Genomic DNA, 12296 nt, shown 5'->3' on the forward strand with positions numbered 1-12296 from the left:
CTCTGCCTACCCCTTCACCCGCGCCATAAAATACGCATCCACATACTCCCCATTACGCAGCCCATATTTCCGCCCCGTGCCTTCAATCTCAAACCCATGCTTCTGGTAAACCGCGACCGCCGGTGCGTTATCGACAAACACCGTCAGCTCAATGCGGTCGACGCGCAGCCAGTTGTCGCACATATCAATCATGGTACGAATCAGCGCGCTGGCGACGCCGCGGTTCTGCCAGCGGGTGTCGACACAGATGCCGAAATCGGCGACGTGGCTGCGGCGAGGGCGCTGGGCAACGGCGATACAGAGGTGCCCAACCACATGCTCACCAATGCAGGCGACAAGCTGTTTGATACCAGGCTGGTCGGCTAGCCGCTCTTGCCACATATGGCTGGAAGGATGAGGGACCTGTAGCGTGTTGTGATACACCTCCGGCTGGGCGTGGATCTGACGGATTGCGTCGTAATCTTCAGGTTCAGCGTGGCGGATCACTATGTCACTCATTCTTCATTTCCTTGGTGGGTTAAAAGTCCCTTTTAACATCATTGATTTTGAAATGTGCGTCAATTGGCTTTTTTTGCAAAAAACGTTGGACAAGTGCGAATGAGAATGATTATTATTGTCCTGCATTCAGGGCGTCCTTGCGGAGAACCTGAAAGCACGACATTGCTCACATTGCTTCCAGTATTACTTTAGCCAGCTATTAGCTGGCTTTTTTTTGTCTGCAGTTGCGCTATGGTGTTCAGCAACCATTTCAAAAGGACTGAACCATGACTCTGCACTGCGCCTTTATCGGCTTTGGCAAAAGCGCCACCCGCTACCACCTTCCTTATGTCCTCGAGCGTAAAGCCGACTGGCACGTCGCCCATATCTATCGCCGCAGCCCGAAGCCGGATGAGCAGGCGCCGCAATATGCGCATATCCATTTCACCAGCGAGCTGGACGATATTCTGAACGACCCGCAGGTGAAGCTGGTGGTGGTGTGCACTCACGCCGATAGCCACTTCGAGTATGCGAAAAAGGCGCTGGAAGCGGGCAAGAACGTGCTGGTGGAAAAGCCGTTTACCCCAACGCTCGCTGAAGCTAAAACGCTCTTTGCGCTGGCGAAAAGTAAAGGGCTGACGGTGTCACCGTACCAGAACCGTCGCTTTGACTCCTGTTTCCTGACCGCCAAAAAAGCCATTGAGAGCGGCAAGCTGGGTGAGATTGTAGAAGTGGAAAGCCACTTTGATTACTACCGCCCGGAATCGCCAACTCAGCCGGGTCGCCCGCAGGACGGCGCATTTTACGGCTTGGGCGTGCATACCATGGACCAGATTATCTCTTTGTTTGGCCGCCCGGATCACGCCTCCTACGACATCCGCAGCCTGCGCAACCCGGCTAACCCGGACGACACCTTTGAAGCGCAGCTCTACTACGGCAACCTGAAAGCGATTGTTAAAACCAGCCATCTGGTGAAAATCGACTACCCGAAATTTATCGTTCACGGCACCAAAGGGTCGTTTGTGAAATACGGTATCGACCAGCAGGAAACCAGCCTGAAAGCGGGCATTATGCCGGGCGATGCGAACTTCGCGGCCGACGACTCCGTCTCTTATCTGGAATACGTCAACGATGCAGGCGACACGGTGAAAGAGCAGTGGCAGGCGGAGCGCGGTGACTACGGGCGCGTATACGATGCGCTGTACCAGACGCTGACAAATGGCACGCCGAATTTCGTCAAGGAAACTGAGGCTCTGACCAATATGGAACTGCTCGAACGGGCCTTTGAACAGCCAGCTCCTGCCACCATAAGCCTCGCCAAATAAGCAAATATGGCTCCTCCGTTCTTGTTCATATTTTTTGAACAGAGGAGTCAATTTTCACCCACTATCATCCTGACCGGTTTACGTCCAAACTTGTTTCATCGAAAACATGAGGGGGTAAAAAATGATTTTCTTACGCAAAGCAAATGAACGTGGTCATGCGAATCATGGTTGGCTGGATTCCTGGCATACCTTCTCGTTTGCCGATTATTACGATCCGAATTACATGGGCTTCTCGGCACTGCGCGTGATTAACGATGACGTGATTGACGCCGGCCAGGGCTTCGGTACTCACCCGCACAAAGACATGGAAATCCTGACCTACGTTCTGGAAGGCGCCGTTGAGCACCAGGACAGTATGGGCAACAAAGAGCAGGTTCCGGCGGGCGAGTTCCAGATTATGAGTGCGGGTACCGGTATTCGTCACTCTGAGTACAACCCGAGCGCCACCGATAAGCTGCACCTGTATCAGATCTGGATCATTCCAGAAAAAACCGGCATCACGCCGCGTTACGAACAGCGCCGCTTCGACGCCCTGCAGGGCAAACAGCTGGTGCTGTCACCGGATGCCCGTGAAGGCTCGCTGAAGGTGTACCAGGATATGGATCTGTACCGTTGGGCGCTGGCGAAAGGCGAACAGTCGGTGCACCAGATTGCCGCTGACCGCCGCGTGTGGATTCAGGTGGTAAAAGGCGAAGTGAGCATCAACGGCACTAAAGCGACCACCAGCGATGGTCTGGCCATCTGGGACGAGCAGGCGATTTCCGTTCATGCGGATAGCGAAAGTGAAATTTTACTCTTCGATCTGCCGCCAGTTTGATCCGGCTTAAATAAATCACGCAACCTCCCTAATCTTGCGGGGAGGTTGCGCCATCTCCGTGGTAAACTTCAGCAATATTTCACCTTTGCTTACCTCCGGACGATGAAAAAGAAAAGACCCGTACTTCAGGATGTTGCCGATCGCGTTGGCGTAACCAAAATGACGGTTAGCCGTTTTCTCCGTAACCCGGAACAGGTTTCCGTGGCGTTACGTGGCAAAATTGCGGCGGCTCTTGATGATTTGGGTTATATCCCCAACCGGGCGCCCGATATTCTCTCCAACGCCACCAGCCGCGCTATTGGCGTGCTGCTGCCATCGTTAACCAACCAGGTTTTTGCTGAAGTGCTGCGCGGTGTAGAAAGCGTCACCGATGCTCATGGCTATCAGACTATGCTGGCGCACTACGGCTACAAACCGGAAATGGAGCAGGAACGTCTGGAGTCGATGCTCTCTTGGAACATTGACGGTCTGATTCTTACCGAACGTACCCACACTCCCCGCACCCTGAAGATGATTGAAGTCGCCGGGATCCCGGTGGTGGAGCTGATGGACAGCCAGTCACCGTGCCTCGACATCGCCGTTGGCTTTGATAACTTCGAAGCGGCTCGCCAGATGACGGCGGCGATTATTGCCCGCGGTCATCGTCACATTGCCTATTTAGGCGCACGTCTCGACGAACGTACTATCATCAAACAGAAGGGCTACGAGCAGGCGATGCTCGACGCTGGCCTGATACCGTACAGCGTGATGGTAGAGCAGTCGTCCTCCTATACTTCCGGCATCGAACTGATGCGCCAGGCGCGTCGTGAATTCTCCAACCTGGACGGTATTTTCTGTACCAACGATGACCTGGCGGTCGGCGCGGCGTTTGAGTGTCAGCGTCTTGGGCTGCGCATTCCTGACGACATCGCGATTGCCGGTTTCCACGGCCATGACATCGGCCAGGTGATGGAACCACGTCTTGCCAGCGTGCTGACCCCGCGTGAACGCATGGGGCGCATCGGTGCAGAGCGTCTACTGGCGCGCATTCGCGGTGAAGCGGTTACGCCAAAAATGTTAGATTTAGGTTTCACTTTGTCACCGGGCGGATCTATTTAGCCCTAACAAGTTTGAACTAGATCACACATATTCACTTAGAATTCACTTCCGGCACGAATGGTTATTGCTTATCCACTTGCCCGGCAGGACAATGTTACCGATAACTGTTACCCGTAACAATTTCCCCAAATTTAATTGCCAGTGCCCAACAGGAGGACGCCTTGAGCACGACTAACCACGATCACCATGTCTATGTACTGATGGGCGTATCCGGTAGCGGTAAATCCGCCGTCGCCAGCGAAGTCGCACACCGTCTGAACGCCGCGTTCCTTGACGGCGACTTCCTGCACCCACGCAGCAATATCGTCAAAATGTCCTCCGGCGAACCGCTGAACGATGACGATCGCAAACCATGGCTGCAGGCGCTGAACGACGCTGCTTTCGCGATGCAGCGCACCAACAAAGTCTCGCTGATTGTCTGCTCTGCGCTGAAAAAAGCGTACCGTGACATCCTGCGTGAAGGTAACCCGAACCTCTCCTTCGTCTATCTGAAAGGGGATTTCGACGTGATTGAGAGCCGCCTGAAGGCGCGTAAAGGTCACTTCTTCAAAACTCAAATGCTGGTCACTCAGTTCGAAACCCTGCAAGAGCCAGGCGCTGAAGAACGTGATGTCCTGGTGGTTGATATCGATCAGCCGTTGGAAGGCGTTATCGACAGCACGATTGACGTGATCAACAAAGGCCGTGCCGCGTGACAACTTTAACGCTCGTTTTAACCGCAGTCGGCTCCGTTCTGCTGCTGCTGTTTTTAGTCATGAAGGCGCGTATGCACGCCTTCCTGGCATTGATGGTGGTGTCTATTGGTGCAGGGCTTTTCTCCGGTATGCCGTTGATTAAAATCGCGGAAACTATGGAGAAAGGGATGGGCGGCACGCTGGGCTTTCTGGCGATTGTCGTGGCGCTTGGCGCGATGTTTGGCAAGGTTCTGCATGAAACCGGCGCGGTCGATCAGATTGCCGTCAAAATGCTGAAATCGTTCGGTTATAGCCGCGCGCACTACGCGATTGGTATTGCCGGTCTTATCTGCGCGCTGCCGCTGTTCTTTGAAGTGGCGATCGTGCTGCTGATTAGCGTCGCGTTTTCAATGGCGCGCCACACCGGGACTAACCTGGTGAAGCTGGTGATTCCTCTGTTCGCCGGCGTTGCCGCGGCGGCGGCGTTCCTGCTGCCGGGGCCCGCGCCGATGCTGCTGGCCTCCCAGATGCACGCTGACTTTGGCTGGATGATTCTGATTGGCCTGTGTGCGGCGATCCCGGGGATGATTATTGCCGGTCCGCTGTGGGGCAACTTTATCAGCCGCTACGTTGAGCTGAACATTCCTGATGACATCACTGAGCCGCACCTTGGCGAAGGTAAAATGCCGTCCTTCGGCTTTAGCCTGGCGCTGATCCTGCTGCCGCTGGTGCTGGTCGGTCTGAAAACTGTCGCCGCGCGTTTCGTGCCGGTGGGGTCGGAAACCTATCAGTGGTTTGAATTTATCGGTCACCCATTCACCGCGATCCTGATTGCCTGTCTGGTGGCCATCTATGGTCTGGCGTTCCGTCAGGGCATGGAAAAAGACAAGGTGATGGCGATTTGCGGCGCGGCGCTGCAGCCTGCGGGGATTATCCTGCTGGTAATTGGTGCCGGTGGCGTGTTCAAACAGGTGCTGGTGGATTCCGGCGTTGGCCCGGCGTTGGGCGAAGCCCTGACCGGGATGGGCCTGCCGATTGCGCTGACCTGCTTCATCCTGGCGGCAGCGGTACGTATTATTCAGGGTTCCGCCACGGTTGCCTGTCTGACCGCGGTTGGCCTGGTGATGCCGGTGATTGAACAGCTGCACTACAGCGGTGCGCAGCTGGCGGCGCTCTCAATCTGTATCGGCGGCGGTTCTATCGTGGTGAGCCACGTAAACGACGCGGGCTTCTGGCTGTTCGGTAAGTTTACCGGCGCTACCGAAGCGCAGACGCTGAAAACCTGGACCATGATGGAAACCATCCTGGGAACGGTCGGCGCCATCATTGGTATGATTGCGTTTACGCTGTTAAGTTAACGCACCTTATGTAGGCCTGATAAGCACAGCGCCATCAGGCTGTCCGGCGCATATTGCCGGATGGCGGTGTAAACGCCTTATCCGGCCTACAGGCGGTTTTTGGCCGGGCAATTGCCCGGTTTTATCCCTTCATCCACATCCGAATACCGTCCAGGAACATCTGGGTCGCCATCATCACCAGAATCAATCCCATCAGACGCTCCAGCGCATTCACCCCTTTCTCGCCCAGCAGGCGCAGGAACAGCGACGACTGCAGTAAAATCACCACCGTACCGCCCCAGGCGATCAGCAGCGCAATCACCAGATGCGACAAATTATTCGGATACTGGTGTGAAAGCAGCATTAAAGTCGCCAACAGCGTTGGCCCGGCGACTAATGGAATGGCGAGCGGCACAATAAACGGTTCTTCACCCGCCGGTAGCCCCGAACTATTTCCGGTGGCGCTAGGGAAAATCATCTTGATGGCAATCAGGAATAAAATGATGCCACCGGAGATGGAAACCGTCTCGGCGCGCAGGTTTAAAAACGCCAGAATCTTCTCGCCGGCGAAGAGAAAAATCAGCATGAGTAGAAGTGCGATTAAAAGCTCACGTATCATGATCGCCTTGCGGCGCTTGGGTTCGGTGTGTTTTAGCACCGACATAAAAATGGGCAAATTTCCCAGTGGATCCATAATCAGGATCAATAAAACTGCGGCGGAAAAGATTTCACTCATCACTCAAATTCCCTGATAATTGTTGCGGACTTTCTGCTCTACGCATCACTCTGACCGCGTACTGTGGTAGGAGGAAATGCGTCCCCTATGGATGAGGGGATAAGTTGCACTTCTGATTGCTAAGCAATCATTGATTAATTTTGCTTGCGACTTTAGCTGCATTTTGTAATGTGAGGGGATGCCAGGGGCACTTATTCACATATACAGCACATATATCTGCAGGAAAACACGCTATGAAAAATGTTGGTTTTATCGGTTGGCGCGGAATGGTCGGCTCTGTACTCATGCAACGCATGGTAGAAGAGCGCGATTTTGACGCCATTCGCCCCGTCTTCTTCTCCACTTCCCAATTAGGGCAAGCTGCGCCAAGCTTCGGCGGCAGCACCGGTGGTCTGCTCCAGGATGCTTTCGATCTTGAAGCGCTGAAGGCGCTCGACATTATTGTCACCTGTCAGGGCGGCGATTATACCAACGAAATCTATCCTAAGCTGCGTGAAAGCGGTTGGCTGGGTTACTGGATTGACGCGGCCTCTTCACTGCGTATGGAAAATGATGCCATCATCATTCTCGACCCGGTAAACCAGCAGGTCATTACCGATGGCCTGAACAACGGCGTGAAAACCTTCGTTGGCGGTAACTGCACCGTTAGCCTGATGCTGATGTCCCTCGGCGGCCTGTTTGCCAACGACCTGGTAGAGTGGGCCTCGGTGGCAACCTATCAAGCGGCTTCCGGCGGCGGCGCGCGGCATATGCGTGAACTGCTGACCCAGATGGGCCAGCTGCATCATCACGTCGCCAATGAACTGGCTGACCCGGCTTCCGCTATCCTCGAGATCGAACGCAAGGTCACCACCCTGACCCGCAGCGGCGATCTGGCCGTTGATAACTTCGGTGTTCCGCTGGCGGGCAGCCTGATTCCGTGGATCGACAAACAGCTTGATAACGGCCAGAGCCGTGAAGAGTGGAAAGGCCAGGCTGAGACCAACAAAATCCTCGCCACCTCTTCCGTGATCCCGGTTGACGGCCTCTGCGTGCGCGTCGGTGCGCTGCGCTGCCACAGCCAGGCATTCACGCTGAAATTGAAAAAAGATATTTCCATAAGTTCTGTGGAGGAATTACTGGCCGCGCATAACCCGTGGGCGAAAGTGATTCCTAACGATCGTGAAATTACCATGCGTGAACTGACGCCAGCGGCGGTCACCGGTACGCTGACCACGCCTGTTGGACGTTTGCGCAAACTGAACATGGGGCCGGAGTATTTGTCAGCGTTCACCGTTGGCGACCAGCTTCTGTGGGGCGCAGCGGAGCCGCTGCGTCGTATGCTACGCCAACTGGCGTAAACATTTGTTAATCGATGAGGGGTGGCGAACCACCCCTTTTTTTTGCGTAATACAAGGAGTAAACGCAGTAATGTTAATTTTTCTCTCAGGAGTCAGGTAAAGCGTTGACTATGCTTTAATCAAGGTCTGTTGCCTTGACTGAAGGTTGGACGGAGCCGAGAGAGCACACAACTTTGTGCTGCACCGTTCAGGTCACAAAATGTCGCCATTTACAGTGGATTGAGGCGATACAAAAACTAAGGATGATGAAGCATGTCTGATCGTGTTGATAGAGACGTGATTAATGCGTTGATCGCAGGCCATTTTGCAGACCCCTTTTCCGTACTGGGTATGCACCGAACGGAAGCGGGACTGGAAGTCCGTGCACTGTTACCCGACGCGACCGATGTTTGGGTGATTGAACCTAAAACCGGGCGTAAAGTCGGCAAACTGGATTGCGTGGACTCACGTGGTTTCTTTTGTGGCGTTCTGCCGCGTCGTAAAAATTTCTTCCGTTATCAGTTGGCTGTCGTCTGGCATGGCCAACAGAACCTCATTGACGATCCTTACCGTTTTGGCCCATTGCTCCAGGAATTGGACATATGGCTGCTGTCTGAAGGTACTCACCTACGCCCCTACGAAAAGCTGGGTGCGCATGCGGATACCATGGACGGCGTTACCGGTACGCGCTTTGCCGTCTGGGCACCAAACGCCCGCCGCGTGTCGGTAGTCGGTCAGTTCAACTACTGGGACGGTCGCCGTCACCCGATGCGTCTGCGTCAGGAAACGGGGATTTGGGAGCTGTTCATTCCGGGAGCGCACAACGGTCAGCTGTATAAATTCGAGATGATCGATGCCCGCGGCGCGCTGCGGATTAAAGCCGACCCCTATGCGTTCGAAGCCCAGATGCGTCCGGAAACGGCCTCGCTGATTTGTGGCTTACCGCCGAAGGTTGAGCAGAGCGAAGCCCGCAAAAAGGCCAACCAGTTTGATGCCCCTATCTCTATCTACGAGGTGCATCTGGGCTCCTGGCGTCGTCATACCGACAACAACTACTGGCTGAGCTACCGCGAGCTGGCAGAACAGCTGGTGCCGTACGCCAAATGGATGGGCTTCACCCACCTGGAATTGCTGCCGGTCAACGAACACCCGTTCGACGGAAGCTGGGGCTATCAGCCGACCGGTCTGTACGCGCCGACCCGCCGTTTCGGTACTCGCGAAGATTTCCGCTACTTTATCAACGCTGCGCACGCCGCCGGCCTGAACGTGATCCTCGACTGGGTGCCAGGGCACTTCCCGTCGGATGATTTCGCGCTGGCCGAGTTTGACGGCACCAACCTGTATGAGCACAGCGACCCACGCGAAGGCTACCATCAGGACTGGAATACCCTGATTTACAACTATGGCCGCCGTGAAGTCACCAACTTCCTGGTGGGCAATGCCCTGTACTGGGTGGAACGCTTCGGTATTGATGCGCTGCGCGTCGATGCGGTGGCATCAATGATTTACCGCGACTACAGTCGTAAAGAGGGGGAGTGGATCCCGAACGAGTTCGGCGGACGCGAAAACCTCGAAGCGATTGAGTTCCTGCGTCAAACTAACCGCGTGTTGGGCGAGCAGGTTCCCGGTGCGGTGAGCATGGCGGAAGAGTCGACCGACTTCGCGGGCGTGTCACGTCCATCTGATATGGGCGGTCTGGGCTTCTGGTTTAAATGGAACCTGGGCTGGATGCATGACACCCTGGACTACATGAAGCTCGACCCGGTTCACCGCCAGTATCATCACGACAAAATGACCTTCGGCATGCTCTACAACTACACGGAAAACTTCGTGTTGCCGTTGTCGCATGACGAAGTGGTTCACGGTAAGAAATCTATTCTGGGCCGTATGCCGGGCGACGCGTGGCAGAAATTTGCCAACCTGCGCGCCTACTACGGCTGGATGTTCGCTTTCCCGGGCAAAAAGCTGCTGTTTATGGGCGATGAATTTGCTCAGGGCCGCGAATGGAACTTTGACGGCAGCCTCGACTGGCATCTGCTGGAAGGCGACGACAACTGGCATAACGGGGTGCAGCGCCTGGTGCGTGACCTCAACCATACCTATCGTCACCACAAAGCGATGCACGAGCTGGACTTTGACCCGTACGGCTTTGAGTGGCTGGTGGTTGATGACCACGCCCGCTCGGTATTCGCCTTTGTCCGTCGTGACAAAGCGGGCAATGAAGTGATTGTGGTCAGCAACTTTACGCCGGTACCGCGTCAGGATTACCGCTTCGGCATTAATCAGCCGGGCCGCTGGCGCGAAGTGCTCAACACCGATTCCGCCCACTATCACGGCAGCAATGCCGGGAACGGCGGGCTGGTACAGAGCGATGCGATTGAAAGCCATGGCCGCGCGCAATCGCTGAGTCTGACGCTGCCACCGTTGTCGACCATCTGGTTAGTTCGGGAAGGGGATTAAACATGAGCCAACTCGCAGCAGGGAAGCCCGCGCCGCTCGGCGCAAGCTATGACGGTGAAGGCGTAAACTTTACGCTCTTCTCGGTACATGCGGAGCGGGTAGAACTGTGCGTGTTTGACGCGCAGGGCACGGAGACACGCTATGACTTACCCGCACGCAGCGGCGACGTCTGGCATGGCTATATGCCCCATGCGCGTCCTGGCTTACGTTACGGCTACCGGGTGCACGGCCCGTGGGACCCGCAGCAGGGGCACCGGTTTAACCCGGCTAAGCTGCTGCTGGACCCATGCTGTTTCTGCGCCGAGGGCGACCCGGATGACGACCCGCATTTTCACGGCGGTTACGACGTGCCAGATGACCGCGATACCGCGGCGATTGCACCGAAATCGGTGGTTGTTGACCTGACCTACGACTGGCAAGACGATGTTGCCCCACGCACGGCATGGGGCAAAACGGTCATCTACGAAGCGCATGTCAAAGGGCTGACCTACCGCCATCCAGGGCTGCCGGAGTCTATCCGCGGTACCTACAAAGCGCTGGGTCACCCGGTGATGATTACTTACCTCAAGCGGCTTGGCATTACCGCGCTGGAGCTGATGCCGGTGGCGCATTTTGCCAGCGAGCAGCGCCTGCAGCGTATGGGGCTGAGAAACTATTGGGGTTACAACCCGCTGGCGACGTTTGCGCTGGCACCGCGTTACGCCAGCGCGCCTGAGCATGCGCTGGATGAGTTTCGCGATGCGGTCAAAGCGCTGCATAAAGCCGGTATTGAAGTGATCCTTGATGTGGTGTTGAACCACAGCGCCGAGCTGGATCTGCATTGCCAGACCTTCTCGCTGCGGGGGATTGATAACCGTAGCTATTATTGGTTACGGGAAGATGGCGATTATCACAACTGGACGGGCTGCGGTAATACCCTGAATCTCAGCCACCCTGGCGTCGTGGAATACGCGCGCCAGTGCCTGCGTTTCTGGGTAGATGTCTGCCACGTTGACGGTTTTCGTTTTGATTTAGCGTCGGTGATGGGCCGTACGCCGGGCTATCGTCAGGACGCGCCGCTGTTTAACGCGATCCACGATGACCCGGTACTCTCCACGGTGAAGCTGATTGCCGAACCGTGGGACATCGGTGAAGGCGGCTATCAGGTGGGAAACTTCCCGCCGGTCTTCAGCGAATGGAACGACCATTTCCGGGATGCCATGCGTCGCTTCTGGCTTGAAGAGTCGCTGTCGCTGGGGGATTTTGCCCAGCGCTTCGCCGCTTCTAGCGACGTGTATGCGCATCAGGAACGTCGCCCTCGCGCGACGATAAACCTGGTGACCGCCCACGATGGCTTCACCCTGCGTGATTGTGTCAGCTTCAACGGCAAGCACAACGACGCCAACGGTGAAGAGAATCGTGACGGCACCAGCAATAACCATAGCAATAATCATGGCATCGAAGGATTGGAAGCAAACCTGGAAGTAATGGCACGTCGGCAGAAGAGCGTTCAGGCGCTGCTGACAACGCTGCTGTTATCGCAGGGAACGCCAATGTTGCTGGCCGGTGATGAACACGGTCACAGCCAGCAAGGTAACAACAATGCCTACTGTCAGGACAATACGTTGACCTGGCTCGATTGGGAAAACGCAGATGACGCGCTGACGGACTTTACCGCCGCCTTGATTCACCTGCGCCAGCAGATCCCCGCGCTGACGGACGACTGCTGGTGGCAGGAAGGCGATGGCAACGTGCGGTGGCTCAATCAGGATGCACAACCGCTGTCTGCCGAGGAGTGGCAGCACGGTGCGCGCCGGATGCAGATTCTGCTTTCCGATCGTTGGCTCATTACGCTCAATGCGACGCAAGACGCGACAAACTTGACGTTACCCGAGGGGGAATGGCGCGCCGTTCCTCCCTTCACCGACGCTGGCACGTCGGTCGTCGTGGCTGTCTGGCATGGGCCCGCGCACGGAGTGTGCGTATTTCAAAGGTCATAGTCTCTGAATTACCCGGAACCCCGCGTTATCGCGCGAGGACACCTCATAACCCGGAAGGACGAGCAACAAAAGGA

10 protein-coding genes are annotated in these 12296 nt (G+C 55.8%); 8 read left to right on the forward strand and 2 right to left on the reverse strand.

The genetic code is table 11. The features are described from left to right. Window positions 1–6: 6 nt before the first annotated feature. A complete protein-coding gene (gene yhhY / locus V6940_RS08455; RefSeq protein ID WP_333495551.1) occupies window positions 7–498 on the reverse strand; it encodes an N-acetyltransferase in 492 nt (163 codons plus the stop codon). A 266-nt stretch (window positions 499–764) separates the two neighbouring features. Between yhhY and V6940_RS08460 the strand changes: the two genes are divergently transcribed. From V6940_RS08460 to gntU, 5 genes are all read left to right on the forward strand, one after another. Further along, entirely contained in the window at window positions 765–1802 is a 1038-nt protein-coding gene (locus V6940_RS08460; RefSeq protein ID WP_185667349.1) for an oxidoreductase, read from the forward strand. A 121-nt stretch (window positions 1803–1923) separates the two neighbouring features. Further along, on the forward strand, window positions 1924–2619 hold the full coding sequence (locus V6940_RS08465; RefSeq protein WP_333495552.1) for a pirin family protein: 696 nt from the start codon (window positions 1924–1926) through the stop codon (window positions 2617–2619). 102 nt (window positions 2620–2721) lie between these two features. Beyond that, window positions 2722–3717: a gluconate operon transcriptional repressor GntR gene (gene gntR, locus V6940_RS08470; protein ID WP_185667348.1), complete on the forward strand. Its 996-nt coding sequence runs from the start codon at window positions 2722–2724 to the stop codon at window positions 3715–3717. Window positions 3718–3878: 161 nt separating this feature from the next. Next, window positions 3879–4412, forward strand: a complete 534-nt coding sequence (gene gntK, locus V6940_RS08475) for a gluconokinase (RefSeq protein ID WP_333495553.1) — start codon at window positions 3879–3881, stop codon at window positions 4410–4412. After that, entirely contained in the window at window positions 4409–5749 is a 1341-nt protein-coding gene (gene gntU, locus V6940_RS08480; RefSeq protein ID WP_333495554.1) for a gluconate transporter, read from the forward strand. Before gntK ends, gntU begins: the two co-directional genes overlap by 4 nt. Before the next feature lie 121 nt (window positions 5750–5870). Here the strand turns inward: gntU and V6940_RS08485 are convergent, their stop codons facing one another. Continuing rightward, complete coding sequence (locus V6940_RS08485; RefSeq protein WP_035892151.1) at window positions 5871–6464, reverse strand: YhgN family NAAT transporter; 594 nt, start codon at window positions 6462–6464, stop codon at window positions 5871–5873. Window positions 6465–6697: 233 nt separating this feature from the next. On the opposite strand from V6940_RS08485, the gene asd reads away from it, so the two are divergent. From asd to glgX, 3 genes are all read left to right on the forward strand, one after another. Further along, the gene (gene asd / locus V6940_RS08490) at window positions 6698–7804 is read left to right on the forward strand and encodes an aspartate-semialdehyde dehydrogenase (protein WP_333495555.1); all 1107 of its coding nucleotides are present in this window, start codon (window positions 6698–6700) and stop codon (window positions 7802–7804) included. Window positions 7805–8056: 252 nt separating this feature from the next. Then, window positions 8057–10243 (forward strand): 1,4-alpha-glucan branching enzyme, encoded by a 2187-nt coding sequence (gene glgB, locus V6940_RS08495; protein ID WP_333495556.1) that lies wholly within the window; start codon window positions 8057–8059, stop codon window positions 10241–10243. Window positions 10244–10245: 2 nt separating this feature from the next. Further along, entirely contained in the window at window positions 10246–12222 is a 1977-nt protein-coding gene (gene glgX, locus V6940_RS08500; protein WP_333495557.1) for a glycogen debranching protein GlgX, read from the forward strand. Window positions 12223–12296: the final 74 nt, after the last annotated feature.

It is taken from the genome of Kluyvera sp. CHPC 1.251 (assembly GCF_036759945.1).
GTDB lineage: Bacteria > Pseudomonadota > Gammaproteobacteria > Enterobacterales > Enterobacteriaceae > Kluyvera > Kluyvera sichuanensis.